The organism is Pantoea sp. EKM101V (assembly GCF_011800325.1).
GTDB lineage: Bacteria > Pseudomonadota > Gammaproteobacteria > Enterobacterales > Enterobacteriaceae > Pantoea > Pantoea anthophila.
In genome coordinates this window covers 1-20,026 of the sequence record NZ_JAALFP010000001.1, presented here as the reverse complement: position 1 = coordinate 20,026, position 20,026 = coordinate 1, and the positions used below count along the sequence as shown (strand labels likewise).

The 20,026-nt window shown below is 57.2% G+C and carries 6 protein-coding genes; 1 reads left to right on the top strand and 5 read right to left on the bottom strand.

Going from position 1 to position 20,026, the window contains the following annotated elements; all coding sequences use genetic code 11:
* Nucleotide 1 precedes the first annotated feature (1 nt).
* The 5 genes from HFD92_RS00030 to HFD92_RS00010 all read right to left on the bottom strand — a co-directional run bounded on the left by HFD92_RS00030 (nucleotide 2) and on the right by HFD92_RS00010 (nucleotide 17,960).
* Nucleotides 2-12,886, bottom strand: a complete 12,885-nt coding sequence (locus tag HFD92_RS00030; RefSeq protein WP_255461674.1) for a hemagglutinin repeat-containing protein — start codon at nucleotides 12,884-12,886, stop codon at nucleotides 2-4.
* A 15-nt stretch (nucleotides 12,887-12,901) separates the two neighbouring features.
* Nucleotides 12,902-14,569: a ShlB/FhaC/HecB family hemolysin secretion/activation protein gene (locus HFD92_RS00025; RefSeq protein WP_167428062.1), complete on the bottom strand. Its 1,668-nt coding sequence runs from the start codon at nucleotides 14,567-14,569 to the stop codon at nucleotides 12,902-12,904.
* A 395-nt stretch (nucleotides 14,570-14,964) separates the two neighbouring features.
* On the bottom strand, nucleotides 14,965-15,120 hold the full coding sequence (locus HFD92_RS00020; RefSeq protein WP_009089509.1) for a hypothetical protein: 156 nt from the start codon (nucleotides 15,118-15,120) through the stop codon (nucleotides 14,965-14,967).
* A 138-nt stretch (nucleotides 15,121-15,258) separates the two neighbouring features.
* The gene (locus HFD92_RS00015) at nucleotides 15,259-16,371 is read right to left on the bottom strand and encodes a beta-propeller fold lactonase family protein (protein ID WP_167428061.1); all 1,113 of its coding nucleotides are present in this window, start codon (nucleotides 16,369-16,371) and stop codon (nucleotides 15,259-15,261) included.
* 179 nt (nucleotides 16,372-16,550) lie between these two features.
* Entirely contained in the window at nucleotides 16,551-17,960 is a 1,410-nt protein-coding gene (locus HFD92_RS00010) for an EmmdR/YeeO family multidrug/toxin efflux MATE transporter (protein WP_167428060.1), read from the bottom strand.
* A gap of 464 nt (nucleotides 17,961-18,424) precedes the next feature.
* On the opposite strand from HFD92_RS00010, the gene HFD92_RS00005 reads away from it, so the two are divergent.
* The gene (locus tag HFD92_RS00005) at nucleotides 18,425-19,879 is read left to right on the top strand and encodes an AMP nucleosidase (protein WP_046102104.1); all 1,455 of its coding nucleotides are present in this window, start codon (nucleotides 18,425-18,427) and stop codon (nucleotides 19,877-19,879) included.
* The last annotated feature ends 147 nt before the right edge of the window (nucleotides 19,880-20,026 follow it).

Here is a 20,026-nt window from a genome sequence, read left to right as displayed (position 1 = left end):
ATCATTTTTCCCCCAGATATTTAGTCATACCTTTATCTATAGCATTTTTGAAAGCCGAATCTTTCAACTTATCATTCACACTTTTAGGTGCATCAGGGAAACTTTGCGTGACAGGGTCATAATAGTACTTGTTGTTACTATTATCCTGATAATGTATTTGACCCGCTCTCTTTCCTGGTGCTGGGTTCTCAACATCAATCCTCTCTTTGCCTTTTCCCATCCACAATGTCTTGCTTGGAACTTTTGGGCCATTTATACCAAGCATGGCACCTTCTTTGTTTAAGGTGTAATTAGGCTTGGTGACCTTACTAATCCCCCCAAACGCCGCTGCCGCCGCACCCGCTACAATATCAGCCTGAATCGCATCCAGACCATATTCTTTCTGAAGAGCTTCCGAGACTTTGTTGGTTGAAATAACTCCATCGGCCTGGATCTGATGCATCCATGTTGCAGTAAGATCATAAGCCATCTTAGCCGGAATGTCCTGACCCAGTGCTTTATCCAGCGCATGCTTCACTGCCATGCTATCAGCCAGCACATCACCATATTTCTGCTGACAGGTCGCAGGATTGGCCGCACAGTCACTGATAAGCTGCTGTTGCTGGGAAGTACTCAGTTCCTCATACTTTCTGATGATGCCATCACAGTCACCGCCGCTGGCCTGACAGGACTTCATTTCAGCAGACCAGGCATCTATCTGTTTGCTGCTAAGATAGTTATTCTCAACCTCAGTTCTGCCAGCAAACGCACCGCTACCCACACCAGCGCTGCCATCAACCGTACCGCCTGCTGTTGCGCCTGCCAGCGTTACAATGTTTGCAATCAGCATCTTGTCATCGGCGGACAGTTCTGAAGCATTCTTGCCGTATAGCAGGTGACTAAGCGCGTCGTCATAGCTTAGCATCCCTGCCGTCAGTCCACCCGCCACACCGCCAATGACACTGCCTCCCTGTGCTTTCGCAATCAGCCCTGACGCCAGCGTATGCAATAGCACGCGCACAGGCTCGTTACCCTGCGAGACCTGTTTGACCATCTGCGCCAGCAGGGGGGCTGCACCTGCCGCCACCGCGCCGCTGACGTTACCGCCAGCAAGCCCGGCAAACAGCCCGCTGATAGCCTGCGCAGCAATCTGCAGGTCCGACCCGATACCATACTTCTCTTCAACATTCTGATCGATTTTCTCAAGCGCTTTTTTCTGATCCGCTTCTGAAAGCTTATTGAACGCGGCATCGTTTTTAAGCTTGTTTCTCTCCTGTTCTTTCTCCTGCTTCTTCAGTGCATCAAAGGTCTGCTGAATCGCCTGCTGGCCAAGTACGGCCATTTCACGCTGGATGGCAAGGCTGCCTTCTGCTTTTTGCACATCAAACTTATCTTTCAGCACATTCTCTGCCGCAGCGGTGTCGCGGCTGATTTGTGACACATCCTGCTTTTGCGCATCCGGATTGCGGATTTCAATCGTTCCCGGCGAGATAGCGCTATAAGTAATTGAACTGGCAAGGTCTTTCGTCTGCTGCAGCGTGCCCACAGGCAATGAGTTGCCGCCCGCCGACTGAGACTGACCCGATTTCGATGCGTTGTTTATTGAACTGTCAGAGGTATGGGCAGTGTTTTTTCCCATGCTGCCGCTGACAGCTACGCTAAAGCCGTTACCGCCCGTATTGGCGTGGTTTTCAATATCCGTCCAGCCAAGCGTCCCGGTGCTGAGATGATTTTTGTCCGGCGTTGCGGATGAGGCGATAATCGCACCATCAAGTTGGGTATGGTTGCCGACATAAATATTGTAGCCACCATCACCCGCGCTGATCCCGCTCTGCTGTCGCACAGAATCAAAATCATTGTATATATTGCTTCCACTCATGCTGGCACTGCCCTGCACCGGTACGCCCGCACAGATAGGAGGTATACAGATACTTGCGCTGAAGCCGGAAGAGCTCTGATGGCTGTCGTAGGTTGCACGATCCTGCTGACTGGCAATGTCCAGATTGCGGCCCGCAGTGAGGTCAACGTGATTACCGTTAAGGTTTGCTCCGTTCAGCGTGACGTCCTGACCCGCTTTGACCGTGAGATCACCCGCAGCGGAGACTTCGCTATTGTGGTGAGTAATGCTGCTACCGTTTCCGTTTGCGCTGTTCTGGCTGGCCGCCAGCTCAATGGAGAAGCCGTTCTGGCTACCGCCAAGGCCGAAGCCAACACCGACACCGTATTTGCTGCCACCGCTGCTTGATTGCTGGCTGCTGCTATCCTCGGCGCTTTTCAGGGCGATATCGCGACCCGCATTCAGCGAGACGTTATCTCCACTGATTTTTACCCCCTCACCGGTGATGTCCTGTTTCGCCGTGACCGCTAAGTCGCCGCCTGCCTTGAGCACGCTTCCGCTCTGCAGCGTGCTTTTCTGTTCCACGGACTGATGGCTGCTGCCCGCGGTGGCGCTCACTGTGACTTTGACGGCTGCGGTGTTCTGGTTGTAAGCCGACAGCGCAGTCATGGCCGCCTGCGCCGCATAAATAGCCTGCAGGCGAGGATCGTCACTTTGTTTGTGCGACTGAGCCATCTTGTCTGCCGCCTGTGCCATGCTCACGCCGTAGCCGGAGACCTGCGCGGTGATGCCATACTGTGAGGATTTGCTGCTGCTACTGCCTTCGTGCGTATCTTTTGAAGGATCAAGGTGGATATTCTCACCGTTAACGCTCAGCGAATTGCCTGCATAAACGTCTGCCCCCTGCAGGTTTACCTCTTTGCCTGCATTAATCGAAACGTTACCCAGCGTACTGACGATACCGCTGCGCACGGTGTTCTGCTGCGTACCCGTGCTGGCGTTTTTCCAGCTGTTATGACCCACACCAACCGTTCCGCTGTAACCGTCGCCGCCCAGATCGCCTATAGCGTGGTCAGATCCAGAGGCCGATGCCTGCTGGCGGTCTTCGCCTGCTACGACGCTGATCTTACCCTGCTCCGCGTTAAGCGAGACGCCAGTGGTGCCGGTCAGGGTTGAACCGCTGATGGCGATGTCACCTTTATGACTGGTGATGTCAACACTGCCAGCGGTTATCGCGGAAGTGTGTTGCGCGAGCATGCTGCTGTCGCCGCTCATCTGGTTGTTTTTCGAGCCGTAATTAGTCCCTGCCGAACCATTGTTCGGCGACCCACCGCCGCTGCGTGCCAGCGCACCAAGTGAGGCTGATGTTGTTGCTGACCAGCTCTTGCTACTACTATTGGTTGCAGCCTTCTGGCTGTCAGAGGCGGTGGTGATGTTGATATTACGCGTAGCGTCCAGTGAGGCTCTGCCACCAGCGTTAAGGTTGCTGCCCTCCACCAGAATATTGCCGGTATGCGTATCTGAATCGCCGCGTGCCTTCAGTAGCAAATTTCCGGTGGTATTGAGCGTGCTGCCACTCTGAAAGGTGCTCTCGCTGTTCTGGCTGACTTTGCTGCCTGAACGGCCATAGGTCAGTCCCGGTGCCGGAGAATCCAGCGTGCTGGCGCCCAACTCATTGCCGACCTGCTTCACCTGCTCGTACACTGAACTGGTGTTATTCATGATGTCGCGCAGATTGCGAATGGTGTCCAGCGGCGTGAGATTAAGACTCAATCCGAAACCGCTGCTTTTCGACGTTTGCTTCGCGGTTTCGCGCACCTGATCCTGACCCGCCACGACAGCGATGTTTTTCGCCGTCACGCTGATTTCTCCATTCTGGCCGCCCGCAACAACGTCGCTTCCCTTAATCAGTGCGTTGTGACCTGCCGTCATGCTGACCACACCGTTGCCTGCACCCACCAGGCTTCGCGCATCGCTCTGCGTGACCTGGTCGCCGTTACGTTCGCTTTTAGCCGACTGTTTTCCATAACTGAGACCGAGTCCACCACCCATCAGACCGCTTTTCTTTTTCTCTTTCAGGCTGTAGGTAGATTCAGTATTGGTGGCAGTAACAATATTAAGGTCATTGCCTGCACTCAGTGCGACGCCTTTGTCACCGGCAACAGAGGAGCCCTGTACGGTCAGGTCGTTGCCAGCAATGACAGACACGGTGTTGCCGCTCAGTTGTGAGGCCTTTTCACGGGTGTCGCTGTTTTCCTGAATGGTGTGCGTAGTCGTCTTTTTCAGGAAACCTTTTTTGGTTTTGGTCTCTTCGCGATAGGCATAATCGCTCTCCGTCTCAGTGGTAATATTGACGTCATGTCCAGCCTGCAGCGCCAGATCCTTATTGGCTGTGACTATTGCGGCCTGGCTTGTGATGTCATTACCCGCCAGCAGCCTGGTACTCCCGCCACTCGCAATTTCCGTGCCCTGCTGGCGTACCGACTCATTAATCTCAACCTTCTTACCGGCTTTATAGCTATTGCCAGAACCGGTTTCCGCCGCCAGCAGATTGATGTCACGCCCTGCCTGCAAGGCGACGTCTTTGTCGGCAGCAATGCCTGCTGCCTGGCTATTGAGATCGCGTCCGGCCTGGAGTGTTAAATCACCGCCACTGGTCAGCGTCGTGCGATCCAGACCGGTTGAATGGGTTTCACGTTTACCCTTCACCTCATTCTTGCTGCTGGTCGCGCTGTTGAGATTAAGATCATTACCGGCTGCCAGCGCCGCGTTTTTACCGGCGTTGATGCTGCTGGCAGTAACGGTCAGATCGTGGCCTGCCTGCATCGCCATGTTGCCGCCTGCGGCAATCTGGCTGCCGACGGTATTGACGGTCTTAGTGCTGGTCGCATCAACTTTTTGCCAGCGATTTCCGGAACCGGACTGCGCGCTGCCAGTGACGTTCTGATTGCCGGTGATGGCAATATCATTCCATGCGTTCAGCAGCAGATCGCCACCCGCTTTGAGGTTCGCGCCGGTGACAGCAATATCATTGCCCGCCTTGAGGCTAAGTGAATCCAGTGACGTGATGCTCGCGGTCGGCCCGGTCAGCGTTTCGGTATAGGATTTCTTCGCTCCCTTGCCGTTGTCTGCATCCAGATGCCAGAGCTGTGACGTAGTCAGATTGTTGATGTCACCGTTAATACTCTCCAGTGCCACCTTCTTACCGCTGATGGTTGCGCTGACGTTATTGATATCATTCAACGCACTGAGCTGCAGATCGCCACCCGCATGGAGCAGACCAGCGTTGAGGTTACTGAGCGTATTCTGGCTGTCGATGGTCAGATCGTTTTTGGCCATCACGCTACTGCCGGTGTTGGTGACGTTGCCGCCGTTCAGCGTCACGTTGTTCCCGGCGATCACACTGCCATCACGCACTTCAACATCTTTTGTCGACAGATAGAGCTTCGGCACCATTACCGTTTCACCGTTGATCGTGGTGGCTTCCCACCAGAGCATGCTCTTGTCTAATGAAGCGAGTTGTTCTGCAGAGAGTGAAACACCAAATTCCAGGCCCATTGACTGCTGAGCGGCGGCAGCGTTATCCATCAGATAGCGCATCTGCTCAAGGTCGGAACCCAGCCCATTGATATAGCGGTTACCGGTCTGATTCAGTACCGTGTTGCTGACATAGCGGGTATCAAATGCCGCATCGCCAAGGAAGCGATAATCATAATCTGGCTTCAGGTTAAGGCGGTCGAGCATGTACGAGGAGCCAAGGAAAGCCTTCTCGTCTGTATATTGAGGACGCGTTTCCTGAACTGGCGTGGTAGCGGGCTGTTTGCCAAGGAGTGTATTCAGGTCATTGAACAGCCCCTGATTAACCTGCCCGAGGCCGTTGAGTTTAGGGTTAACGGTGATCAGGTAGCGGCTATTGGCTTTTGACGCGACAAAGTAGCCGTTTTCGCCCGAAGGTAAAGGATAGGCACTGATATCAACTTCAGCAGCCTTGTAGTTATGCAGTGTCGCAGATCCCTGAGCAGCGTTATTCAGGTTAAGGGCCTTGCCCAGGAGCGCGTTGTTTTTACCTGCCGTTGCGTACTGCGTCAGCGAGGCGCTGCCAGGTGAGGCCGTCTCCAGCGCTCCTGCGCCATTGACCTGCTGCAGCGCATTCTGCAATTGATCGCGCCATTGCGGTGTATTGATTGCGGCTTTATCAGCATTAGCCAATTGCTGGTGAGACTGCGCGCCAGCGGTGCCTATGGCAGTTAATCCGCGCAGGGCCGGAGCAGAAAGCGTATTACCACTCCAGCCAGCATTTGCGGTGGTATTGGTATTACTGATATCGCCGCTGAAGTTAGCAGAGACGTTACCGCCTGCCTGAATAACGGCGCGGTAGAGCTGGCCAGGCGTAAAAGTCGTCTCCTGGCCGTCAAGGGTATAGGTAATAAAATTACTTTCTGTACCTAACTGGCCCGAACTTTTAAAGGGACCGGTGTTAGACCCACCTACACTTTTTTTGGGTTTATTACCTTTGTATTTATAGACCGCATAGTTATTTTGCACACCAGCCTGCCAGGACTGATTATTTAAATTGCCCCCATCAAGGCTGATGTTACGATTCGCTAGTAGATTACTCGCCTGGTTATCCAGACTATTAGCCCTGATCAGCAAGTCGCGCCCGGATGAAACCTGTCCTGCTGCACCGTCACTGCTGACATCTATCGTTGAACTGGAAAGTGCAAACTTTTGTATTAACGCTGACTCATAGGGCGCGTAGTAACTTTTTGTGGTTGTGTGAACAGAGCAGCCACCATCAGCGCCAGCACACCCGCCACCATTTTCAGTTGTAGTAGTAACGGTATAATAGCCATAAGAACCGGCAGGTAACTCATTAACATTAATTCTGATTGTAGCGTTACCTACACCAGCCCGTGAAGGTGAACTCGTGTCCGTCTGCGACGTCCGCAACCCATCCCGCGTATTCAGCAGATGCCCCGTATTAATCGTGATATCGCCGTTCTGCGTTTCGATGGTGCCGGAGGTATTAATCACTTCGCCGTTGGCATTCCCCGCCGCGTCACCCTGAAGCCACATACTGCCGCCTGCCAGCATATCGGCACGCTGGTTACGAATACTGTTAGCAAACAGAGAGAGATTACCGCCCGCATAGAGCAGCGCGGTATTAACGATACTGCCTGGTGCGCTGAGCACCAGATTGCCAGCAGTCCCGGTGAACCCGTCCAGCGTGATATCGCTGCGGCTGGCTAAGTTGATGTTACCGCCGCCCTGCAGCGTGCCATTCCCGTTCATGGCGATGCGATTGCCGCTTAACGCACTGTCACCGGCACCGGTAGTGAGCTGACCATTATTGGTGAGATCGCCGCCTGCACTCAGCGTCAGCGCCCCGCCCTGCATCGTGCCCTGGTTATCTATCGCGCCGTTACTGCTGACGGTGAGTCGCCCGCCTGCCGCCAGCACATCGCGACCGGTAAAGCCATTGGCGATGTCCAGCGTGGCGTTACCCAGCGCCACCACCTGACCGCGCTGATCAAAGCCGTTGCTGTGAACCAGCAGATCGCCACCGCTGAACAGGCGACCGCTGCCCGGCTGGCCCACCTGAGCAGCCATCACGCTCAGCCGGTTGTTACCCAGCAGCGTTCCGCTGTTGTTGACCTGCTGATAATTGACCTCAAGATTGCCGCCCTGGGCTGTGCCCTGGTTGCTGAAGCCATTACCGGTCAGCGTGCCCTGGCCGTCGGCCAGCAGCGTGCCGTTGTTGCTGGCATTGGTCGCGTTGAGAATCAGCTGCGACGCCTGTAACCAGCCGTTGTTATTCAGCTGCGGCGTATTCAGTGTCTGCGCACCACCCGAAAGCCACCGGCCATCGTTTTGCGTTAAACCGGTTAGGGTCGCCACACCGTTGCCGTTGCCCTGAATCAGGCCAGAGTTGAAGAGTTCCGGCCCGGTCAGCGTCAGGGTATTTTGCGTGATCAGGGTGCCGCTGCCGCCATTGGTAATGCGTCCGCCGGCATTAATCAGCAGATTGCTGTCACCCTGTAAGCGCCCGTTGTTATCCACCGCACCACTGGTGATCTGCAGGTCGCCGCCCTGCACGCGCCCGGCATTATTGAGCGAGGATGACTGAAGCGTTAACCTGCCTGCGCTGAGCAGCGTTTTATCCTGCTGCTGGGTCAGTGCGCCATTCAGGCCCACCGTCAGCGCCTCGACACCGGTTACGGCACCGTTATTGTTTAACGTGTCGCCCCGCAGCGTCAGGTTACGGGCGATCCATTCGCCCTGATTGGCCAGCGTCAGAGCCTGCAGCGCCGCCGTACCATTCGCCGAAATCTTACTGCCTGCGCCCGCATCAAGGCGATCGGACAGAATCAGCTGCAGCGCATCCGCACTCTGGATCGCGCCATTATTGGTCAGCTGCCGGGCATTCAGCAGGATCTGCTGTCCCTGCCAGCTGCCGTTATTCACAACATCTCCGCCGTTGATGGTCAGCGTGCCCTGCGTCAGTAGCGATCCCCCGTGGTTATTCATTAACTGGCGTGCTGGCGCGGCCAGTGCTCTGAGCAGCATCCGCCCGCTGACCTGCGGCATCGCTGCAAAGGTTAATGCCTGCAGGCCGATCAGGCTGCCCTGATTAATGACGCTCGCGGGCGTAATGGTCAGGGTTTTACCCTGCACCGAACCGCGGTTATTCAGGATGGCTCCGTTCAGGGTCATCGCCCCTTCACCGAGCAGTGAACCGCTGTTGTTCAGCGTGTTGGCCGCGATCTGCGCCCTGCCCTGGCTCAGTAAAGCGCCGGCGTTCTGCAGTTCGTTGCTGATGCTGACGCTCAGATCCTTGCTGCCCAGCAGCGATCCCTGATGCAGCCAGTTGTCCGCGTTTACCGTTGCCTGCTCACCCTGCAGCACACCCTGAGTGGTGAGCTGGCCCGCGTTCAGCGTCAGCGCTCCACCGCTCAGCGTTTTGCCACCGGCCGATTGTGTGAGGTTATCAGCCTGTGCAGTCAGTGCCGTGCTGCCCTGCAGCAGACCGTCATTGTTCAGGCGGGTAGCCTGTAACCCCAGCCGGTTCGCCATGATTTTGCCACTGTTGCGCAGCGTGCTGGCGTTGAGATCGCTATCACCCTGACTGACCAGCGTGCCGCTGTTAATCAGATCGCTGGCGACATGCCCCTGCAAAGCATTAATGCCAGTAATGCTGCCGTGATTACTGAGCGAGTCCAGTGTGAAATCGAGTTGCTGACCCTGCCAGCTGCCATCATTGACTGCGCTGCCACCCTGGATAACCAGCCGATCGCCGCTCAGCAGTTGACCACCGTTGCCGTTGTGGAGCTGGGCGAACCGGAGATCCAGCAGCGTCTCGCCCTGCAGCAGCCCGCTATTTTCCAGCGTGTTGCCGCTGGCGCTGAGCTGCTTCGCCGCAATCTGCCCGCTGTTGCTGAGCGTCTGCGCATGCAGATCGGCCTGGCTGGCGCTGACGATCTCTCCTGTGCTGCTGTTACTCAGCGAATCGCTAATCTGAAGACCGAGGTTATCGCTTAACAGGCGTCCGCTGTTGCTGAGACGGTTGCTGTTGATTGCCAGCGCCCCGTTGACCTGCAGCAGGCCCTCATTATCGAGTTGATCGAGCGTCAGGGTCAGCGGTCCCCCGGCGATCAACTGGCCGTCATGGAGGTTATGGAGTTGCTGATGATCGAGCGTTAAGCTGCTGTTGCCCTGCAGCAGCCCGGCGTTGCTAAGGGTAGGTGAATGCAGGCTGAGGTTATTCGCCGCCAGCGTTCCCGTGTTCTCAATGGCTGTGCCCTGCAGATTCATCTGCTGCTGGCTGAGCAGACTGCCGCTGTTAGTCAGCGCACCATTGACCACGGCGGTTAACGCTTTGCCGGCGCGGACATTCCCGCCGTTCTGCACCCTATCGGCGTTGAGCACCATCTCATCGGCCTGAATGGCGCCGTGGTTAGTCAGCGTCGCCACGTTTCCGGTGAGCGTGCCATCCGTGAGCAGCTGGCCTCCCTGCTGATTGTCCAGCTGGCTGCCTGCCAGTGAAAGCTGACGATTACCCTGCAGCAGACCGCTGTTAATCATGTCACCGCGCAGCGTCAGTACCTGGGCCATCAGCCAGCCGCTGTTGTCAGTGTGGTCAGCCTTCAGCCCGATGCCCTGCTGCCCCAGAATTTTACCGCTATTCTCCAGCGTACTGCTTTGCAGATCGGCGTCGGTCTCGCTCAGCGCATTGCCGCTGTTCTGCCAGCGGCTGGTCTGAACGGTAAGCTGTTTGCCCTGCAGCGTGCCGCTGTTTTCCAGGGTCTGCTGTTTCACGCTCAGCTGCCCTGCGCTGAGCAGCGTGCCGCTGTTGGTTAACCCGCTGCCCTGCAGCGAGAGCGCCCTGTTACCCTGCAGCGTGCCGCTGTTTTCCAGCAGGCTGACGTCACTGTTCACTGCGCCGGCAGCGACTGTCCCCTGATTGTTCAGCGCATCACCCTGCAGGCGGATCTGGTCGTCCGCCAGCAATTTTCCGCTCGGCTGATTACTTACGCGTCTGAATGTGCTGCTCAGGCTGGCGGCGTTAATCTCGCCGCTGTTGTTCAGCTGGTCACCACTCAGCAGCAACGTTTTGCCGCTGGTGATCAGTCCGCTGTTACTGAGTTGTGGCAGGCCAAGCGTAAAATCGTTGTCGGAGCTGATTGTGCCCGCAGCAAGATTATCCAGCTGTGTGGCCCTGATGGAGAGTAATCTGTTGCCCTGCAGCAGGCCGCCGTTGCTGATTTGCGCGGCGTTCAGCGTCAGTTCAGGCGCGGTTAATGACCCGCTATTACGCAGCTCTGCGCTGTTCAGGATAAGGGCGTTCTGACTGCTGATGGCTCCCTGATTTTCCAGCCAGCCACGGGCGGTCATCTGCGCGTCACCGCGAGCTGTGATGGAGCCATTCTGCTGCAGCGTGTCGGCGTTAACCACGGCATCGCCCTGGCTGACCATTTCGCCACTGTTTTTCAGGGCCGTAGTGTCAATCTGCAACCGCTGACTGACGATGTTGCCACTGTTACTGAGCGCGTCGGCGAGGTTAAGCGTTGCGTTACCCTGTACAGAGAGTGCACCGTCCTGATCCAGACGTTTCGCCGTCAGCGTGGTGTCACCGCTGCTGATGACTTTTCCTTTGTTCGTCAGCGCACCGCTGTTGATATCAAGACGGCCCGCGCTCAGCTCACCGCTGTTGTTTAGCCAATCGGCCACGTTCAGCTGCACCCTTCCCTGAGAGGAGAGCGTCCCATCCTGCTGCAGGCTACCGGACGTGATATCCGCCTCCTGACTGCCCAGCAGGCTGCCGCTGTTGAGCAGCGAACCGCTGTGAATCGCCAGACTGCTGCCACTTAGTTCGCCACTGTTGTTCAGTTCTGAAGCAACATTCAGCTGATTACGGTTAGTGGCGGACAGGATGCCGCGCTGCCTGACGTTACTGGCTGTGATCAGCGCGTCACCGGCGCTTAACAGCCTGCCGCTGTTGTCAATCGTGTCGCCCTGAACGTTCAGGCTACCGCCGCTGATCTCCCCGCTGTTGTTCAGCGCACCGGTCAAGTTAAGCTGATTTTTTCTGCTGGCTGAAAGAGTGCCGCGCTGCTGAAGAGTGTTCGCTGTGATTAGTGCATCACTGGCGCTTAACAGCCTGCCGCTGTTATCGATGGTGTCGCCCTGAACGTTCAGACTGCTGCCGCTGATCTCCCCGCTATTACTCAGGTTGCCGGCAACGACGACCGTGTTGGTGCCCTTAGAGAGCAGCATGCCCTGCTGCTGCAGGCTGTTGCTGCGGAGCTTCGCCTCGCCGTGGCTGGTCAGGCTGCCACGGTTAACCACCTGTGCGGCCTGGATATCCAGTTGCTTAGTTGCGGTCAGCTGACCCTCATTCTGTAGCAGCGAGGTGGCGGAAAGCTGCATCCGGTCAGCCGCATTGCCGCTGCTGTTTTTATCGATGCTCAGAGCGCCACTGCTGAGACGGGCGCTCTGGCCTGCGGTCAGGCTGCTGCCTTTAAGCGTTATCTGACCCTGACTGTTAAGGTCGAGCGACGCGTCGCTGCCGAGTTTTGCGCCTGTTAAGGCAATCTCCTGCTGTGCAGTCAGTGCGACGTTGCCACCCGCTTTATGCTCACCCTGCAGCGCAATGCTGCTGCCTCTGGCCGTCAGGTTACCGCTGGTCAGGCTGTTATTGATGCTCAGCCGCCCCTGCGCATCCAGCACCATATCGCCCTGACGGGCGTTGAGGTTGCCGAGATTAACGCCGACCCCGTTTTCGCTGGAGACAAGATGGATGCGGTTTGCATACATCCCGCCCAGCGCACCGGTATCCACGGCGACTGACGGCGCAGCCCCTTCGCCCGCGACAGGTGTCAGGCTGCCATCAGCACCGACCCGGTTTGCGCCCAGCATGACATTGAGATCTCTGGCATGAATGTCCGCGTTAATTTCTGTTGCGCGCGCGATGATCGAGACAGCGTCGGCCTGGCTGCCATCCAGCCCTTTACCCTCAATGGTGATGGCGCCTTTCGTCACTTCCAGCGACTGCAGATTTCCCTGCGCATCAAGCTGCGGTTTACCGGTGGTGAGCGTCACATCTGGCGTATTGATAAAGCCGCAGCCGTTACAGGTGATGCCGTAGGGGTTGGCGACCATCACGTTGGCTGCTTTTCCCGCCACTTCGGTGTAGCCCTGAAGCTGCGAGCGGTTGGCCCCCACTACCTCATTGATGATTGCCCGGGCTTCCTGCCCCGCTTTCAGATTCGGGTTGTTCTGGATGAGTCCACCCAGCTGCGTCTGCGTCAGCCGGCCAGTGGCGTTGTTCAGGATCAGCCCTTCCTGGCCGACGTTATAATTCTGGTACTGGTTGTGGGACAGGCCCGACGCATTGGGTGTCGCGATGTTAATGACCGGCACGCCATTTCCGGCGCTATCTACCTGCGTTCCCGGCGTCGCAGGCGTAATCACGGCTGAAAAAGCAGGCAGCAGAGGCTGAAACGCAATCAGCGAGCAGATGAGATAGCTCAGCAGACGACGCGGCAGTGAAATCGGTAATTGATCATCCATAATCAGGGCCTTTTTTTAGAAAACGAGTCCAATACGTGCGTAAACGCTGAGGCGATCGGGCGCCAGGTAGTCGGGATAGCTGACGGGAATGCCCAGCGACAGCTGCGTGGAGACATGAGCGTTGCGGGTACCCAGCCCCAGCGAACTGCCCCACAACGTGCCGGCGGCATAGCGATCCTGTCTGTCGCTCTGCAGCCATCCGCCATCCACGGCCAGCGTGGAGCTGACTTCGCCAATCACTGGCAGCGTAAACAGCGTGTAGTTGAGTTCGTTGCGCAGGTAACCGCCGACATCGCCGGAGAGGTATTGCTCTTTGTAGCCGCGAACTGAGCTTTCACCGCCTATCGTCAGGCGTTCGCTGCCATAGAGGCGATCGGGCGACCACTGGGCGTAGAGGCTGCTGAGCCACCACATTTTCTGCGTCAATGGTCGCTGATAGCTGCTGCTGACACTCCACTTGCGGAATTGCGCTTTGGGGAGATCGTCGCGTTTACCGCTGTCGCTTTCGGCATCGAACCACGGCATCCCGCGGCTCAGCATCGGATTAAAGGTTGCCACGCCGCCTGCCACTTTTTGCGTATGATTCACGCCGAGTTGCAGACTGGTGATTTTGCGGCTGCTGCTCTGAAGCAGTGTCTGATTCAGCCAGTTATGGCTGACATAGTGGCTGAGTCCGACCTGAACACCGGTTTTGATCTGTCCATTGCGGAACAGGACCCATGAACCGCTGAGACGGTTTGAGATGTTATCGCCGTTGCTGTACCAGTCGAAGCTGTTCGCGTTGAAGCGGCTGTGGTAGTTGCTCCAGCTGTAGCTGTAATCCAGCAGCCCGTAGCCATAAGGCACGCTGACACCCGCCTGAAAATTCTGCGCGTCACGCCAGTCGCTGAACGCACTGCTGCGACCGCCGCTCACAAACCAGCGGTCGGCCAACCCCAGAAGATCGTTCCCCACCAGCGAGGCGGAAAGCTGGCCGACGCCGGTGCTTCTCTGGCCGCTGTTATCCATGTTCAGACCCAGCGTCAGCGGAAATTCAGGTTTACTGGTCAGATTAACGATGGAGTAGCCGGGCTGAGTCGACGGGATGATCTCAATCTGCACCGGCTCTGTGCGGAGGCGGTTGATCTGCTCCATGCCCTGTTCAATATCACGCAAATTTAAAATGCGACCGGCCAGGCCCGGAAAGGCCATTTTCAGCTGGTGTGAAGGGGCACCCTGCAAACGAATTTCTTCCAGCCTGCCTTCCAGCACCGTAATCGTTAACACTCCGCGGGAGAGGTTCTGTTCCGTCAGAAAAGCACGGCTGGTGATATAGCCGCGCTGGACATACCAGTCCGATATTGCGCGTACCAGCTGGTTAATGCGTTCCAGCGTCAGACACTGATTGATATAAGGCGCGACGAGTTTCGCCTGCTGCGCTTGCGTGATTAAGGAGGCCTGTTGCAGGATAATCTGGCGAATATCAAAGCAGGGACCGCCGACCTGCGCGGGCTTACTTTGAGGCAGTGCCACCTGATGTGACTGCGTTAACGCATCGCGCTGCTGCTGATCCTGTTGCAGACGCTGCTGCTGCTGATTCTGAATAACATCAAGGTCGCCGGGCGTGACCGGCGCCGCCATGACGTTGCTCATAAAAACACTGGCTCCGAAAGCCAGCCACATCCCTGTCTGCGGCATTTTCATCGAAGGTTTAACAACGCTAATTGTAAGTTTTGTGTAAGGACAGGCGTGCAGATTAACACCTTAATAATCAGAAGTTCCTTATTGACTTAAAATAACAACCTCATGACGGCGAAAGTAAAACTGGCAGTGTAAAAACATTCTTTAAGCCAAATTTTCAATGCACCTGAGACATTATTTACAAAGGGTGTTTTTGCGAGTGTTAACGATGTGAATATAATCCGATGCGGTTGTGAAGGAATATCGACGCAGGATGCCTGATTTAAGTAACAGCGCTGAGGATTGAGCGGGAATTAAATGTTGTCTCGCTCAGGGTTGCGGGCGAAAGTCATTGCCGCTTATAGAACGCAAAAAGGCCCGCTCAGTAAGCGGGCCTTTAACCGGGAAGAGAACAACCGCTATTTTTCATGGTAGCGATGCACCGCCGGGTAATATTCCAGCCCATAGAGCTGGCTCAGCGGCAGCAGCAGTTCGACGTTAATATCGCGCCCGGCGTCATCCGCCGCAGGGCCGCTCAGCAGTTGTTCAAACCAGGCTTTCAGTTTCTGTTTCATCTCAGACTCTCCGCATCAGTTGATGCCCTGAGTAAACCTGCTTATCGGCCGGATCTGAACCAAAAATTTCTGCACTGCTTATGCCGGAACTGGCATAACGCGCCCTGCCCGGCCAGCCAGCCACCGGATGGCGCCGCTTTACTGTGCGATGAGCGTAACCCAATTAGCCCCTTTACCGGCGGGAGCTTCTGACACCCGTTTCAGCTCGCCGCTGGCGGGGTCGATGGCGTAGCTGCCTGTCACTGCGCTTTTCTCTCCGCTGACGATCAGCCATTTTCCCTGTGCATCAATCGCGATACTGCGCGGCTGTTTTTCCACCGGCCAGCTGCCGATCAGCGTTAACTCACCAGACGCTTTATCGACCCGGTAACCGCTGACGGTGCTGGATGTCCGCTCGGTCACATAGATAAAGTGCCCGTCCGGCGTAATTTGAATGTCTGCCGCCCAGATACGTGGCGTGGGATCGCTGTAGCCCGCCGGGCGCTGCTCGCCGTGCTGCAGGTTATAGTGCTTCGCCACCGCATTCGGCCAGCGTTTCAGCGCCGTCAGAGAGCCATCCGCCGCCCGCCGGAACTGGGTGATGGTGCCGCTCATCTCCGCGAGGTTGTAGATAAAGCGATTATCCGGTGAGATCACCGAATGCCGCGCCCCGCTGTTTTTCTCGCCCTGAACGAACCCTTTACCCAGCGGGGTGATGACGCCATCGTCACTGAAGGCATACTGCAGCACCCGATCGGTGCCCAGGTTGCCGACGTACAGGGCGTGATTGCTGACGTCGGTGATCACAGAATGGGCGTGCGGCCCGGTCTTCACCTCGCCCGTGACCTGCTCCGTCACTCTGCCCTGGTTATCGATCCGGTTGCTGGTGACGATATCGCTGTCATAGGAGGCCGCCAGCAGAAAGTGACCGCGCCGGTCGGTGGTGATCCACGGAAAACTGGCCGCGACCGGTGTCACCGCCATTCTCTGCAGGTCGCCATGCGGACGGGTCACGCGCCAGCTGACGATGGCGTAAGGCGGGCTGCGCAGTGCGCCATAGAGGTGCTGGCCATCCGGGCTGGCCGCCAGCGGCATAATCTTTCCCCCGGCGGGGGTCTCGCCGCGCCAGTGCAGGCTGCCAGTGGCCTCATTAAGCGCATAGCGGGAGACGGTGCCCGACTCCGCATTCGAAACATAAACAAAGGTCGTTGCCCATACTGACGGGCTACAGAGCAGCGGCAAAAGTGCCAGCGCCGTTTTAAAACGGTTCATAGAATCACCTTTCTGATTATCGGGTCCGGGCATCCGAATGACGATAGCCAGGTCGGGCGCGTCGCGCATTGTGTAACTGCCTGAACGGTAGCGTAAAAGTCTGGAGATGTGACGGCGGAAGTGTTTCAGACCGGAATGCGCCACGCCTTCCCCGCACCGGAGAAGGCGTGAGCAGGCCGCTAGCCGATTCTGGCGAGCATCTGACGATAGCGATCGAGCCACTTACCGCTGTAGAGTCGCCACCAGAAGAAGACGCCGCGCACCGTCCAGTCGAGGAACATCCCCAGCCAGACGCCGGTGACGCCCATGCCCAGTTCAATGCCGAGCAGATAGCCCGCGACCACGCGCGCGCCCCACATACTGAACATCGACACGTACATGGTGTAACGCGCATCGCGTGCGCCCTTGAGTCCGGCGGGCAACACCCAGGAGGCGGCCCAGAGCGGCATGAACAGGGCGTTGAGCCAGAGCAGGTGTTTCGTCACGTTTATCACCTCCGGATCGCTGGTGTAAAAGCGCGCCAGCAATCCGGCCAGCGGCACCGTCATCAGCGCTATCGCGCTCAGACAGATCGTCGCCAGCCAGAAAACATGCCGCACCTGGCGCTCCGCCTGAAACACCTGATTTTTACCCAGTCGGGTGCCGGTAATAATGGTCGAAGCGGACCCCAGCGCATTGCCCGGCAGGTTGATCAGCGACGCCACCGAGAAGGCAATAAAGTTACCGGCAATCTCGCTGGTGCCCATCCCGGCGACAAAGACCTGAGTCAGCAGTTTACCGCCGTTGAACAGCACCGACTCGATGCTGGCAGGCACGCCGATACCTAAAACTTCCATCAGGATGCTGCTGTTCCAGCGCCGGAAATAGCTCGACAGGGTGATTTTCAGGGAGGCGTTAAAGCCGATCATCAGCACGTAAATCACGGCGATTGCCCCGATATAACGGGTAATGGTCAGCCCCAGCCCGGCACCGATAAACCCTAAACCGTCCCAGGAGAAGCAGCCGTAGATCAGCACGCTACTGATGATGATGTTAAGGATATTCATGCCGCCGTTAATCAGCATCGGAATTTTGGTGTTGCCTGCGCCGCGCAGCGCCCCGCTGCCAATCAGGGTAATGGCGGCAGCCGGATAGCTCCAGGCGGATGTCTGCAGGTAGCTCAGCGCCAGCGCTTTGACTTTGGGTTCGGCCGATCCCGCAATCGCATCAATAATCAGATGCCCCCAGAACTCGATGGCGATCACCAGCACGAAGGCGAGTATCGTCATCATGGCCAGCGACTGACGCGTAGCGGCGCGGGCGCGCTTGCCGTTGCGTTTAGCCAGGCTGAACGCCACCACCACCGTGGTGCCGAGATCGATGGCGGCAAAGAACGAGATGATCACCATGTTGAAGCTGTCGGCCAGGCCCACGCCCGCCATCGCCTCTTTGCCCAGCCAGCTGACCAGGAAGGTGCTCAGTACGCCCATCAACAGCACACAGGCGTTCTCGAAAAAGATAGGCACTGCTAATGGCGATATTTCACGCCAGTAGAGCGTGCGATAAGCGCGACGTTTCGGGTACCACGCCGTGCGCCTGATCGCCTGCATCACTGCTACGCCGGGATTTTGCAAAGGATTACCAAATCAGAAGAGACTGGACAGGAGTTCTAATGATGATAGTGGGCAGAGAAATATGCAAAGTCTTTCCGGGACAAATTAATCATCGTTACAAACTTTTTCGGGCTGTCACGGCATTTTCTGCCCCGTCGCCCTGCCCGCTGTAGCAATCCTGTTTATTTCCCCGACGTTACGAACACACAGCGCGCGCCAGCGGGTACTCATCCTGCCCTCTTTTCGCCCTCATAATGCGGGCAGCGTAAACAAAACCCCGGCCTGGATCGTGAAGATTTTCTTATGAGCTTTCAGCGCCGCTCACGGGCGCATCCGGCCACGCTGCTCAGATTTTCCGCCGGGTTCGTGCAAAAAAAAGGCGATCACACATTCTTCACCAATCTCTGCAACAAACCCGCTAAGCTTGGGGCAAACTGCGGAAAAAAATGGAAGGAGAAACCATGCCGACATTACGGAAAAACCTGACCAGCCAGCAGGCGCTGGATGAACTTGAACGCCTTTACAGTGGCGCGGTCGATGCACTGCGTGCGGCGATTAAAACCTTTACCGAAAACGGCACGCTGCCCGACGCCGACGCCCGGGAGCAGGGACTGTTTGTTTACCCGGAGCTGCGCATCACCTGGCGCGGTGACGGCCCGCAACAGAATCGCACGCGCGCCTGGGGACGCTTTACGCATACCGGCAGTTACAGCACCACCATTACCCGCCCGGCGTTGCTGCGCCACTACATTGCGGAACAGCTGGCTATGCTGGAGAAGGAGTATGAGCTGGAGATTGACGTGGTGCCTTCCCGCCAGGAGATCCCCTATCCCTACGTGATTGACGGCTCCGATCTCTCACTGGATCGCACCATGAGCGCCGGAATCGCACGCCACTTCCCGACCACCGAGCTGTCGCAGATTGGGGATGAGACCACCGACGGGCTGTTCCACGCCGACGCTCAGTTTCCGCTCTCCCACTTCGACGCGCTGCGCACCGATTTCTCGCTGGCCCGTCTGCGCCACTACACCGGCACCAGCGTGGAACATTTCCAGCCGTTTGTGCTGTTCACCAACTACACCCGTTATGTTGATGAGTTTGTCCGCTGGGCGATCGAGCAGGTGCGCGACCCGGAGACACCGTATGACAGCCTGGCCTGCGCCGGGGACGTGGTGCTGACGGCCGACACGGCCGACAGCGAGGCGATGCTCTCCGATCTGGCGTGGAAGAAACATCAGATGCCCGCCTGGCATCTCACCTCACCCAACCGTCGCGGCATTACGCTGATTAACATCGGCGTTGGCCCGTCGAATGCGAAGACCATCTGCGATCATCTGGCGGTCATGCGCCCGCACGCCTGGCTGATGATTGGTCACTGCGGCGGTCTGCGCGAAAGTCAGCGGATTGGCGACTATGTGCTGGCACACGCCTATCTGCGCGACGACCACGTGCTCGACAGCGTGCTGCCGCCTGACATTCCGGTGCCGAGTATCGCCGAGGTGCAGCGTGCGCTGTATGACGCCACCAAAGCGGTGAGCAACATGCCGGGTGAAGAGGTCAAACAGCGGCTGCGTACCGGCACCGTGGTGACCACGGATGACCGCAACTGGGAGCTGCGCTACTCTGCGTCGGCGCTGCGTTTTAACCTGAGCCGCGCGGTGGCGGTCGATATGGAGAGCGCCACCATTGCCGCTCAGGGATACCGGTTCCGGGTGCCTTACGGCACGCTGCTTTGCGTCTCCGATAAGCCGCTGCACGGTGAAATCAAGCTGCCGGGTCAGGCCAATCGTTTCTATGAAGGCGCGATTTCGGAGCATCTGCAGATTGGTATCCACGCGGTAGAACTGCTGCGCGCCGAGGGTGACAAGCTGCATTCGCGGAAGCTGCGGACGTTTAATGAGCCGCCTTTCCGGTAAGAGTGACGCTGCCGGGGGATGTTCGCTGCGCGAACGTGCTATGAGAAGGTTTCGTTCGCCGGGTAAACCGGGCAGTTTCAGCTTCGCCTCTGCAGGCGACCGACAAGGGGGCGCCAGTCGCCGCGCCCCCTTGACCCCGGGCTCCGG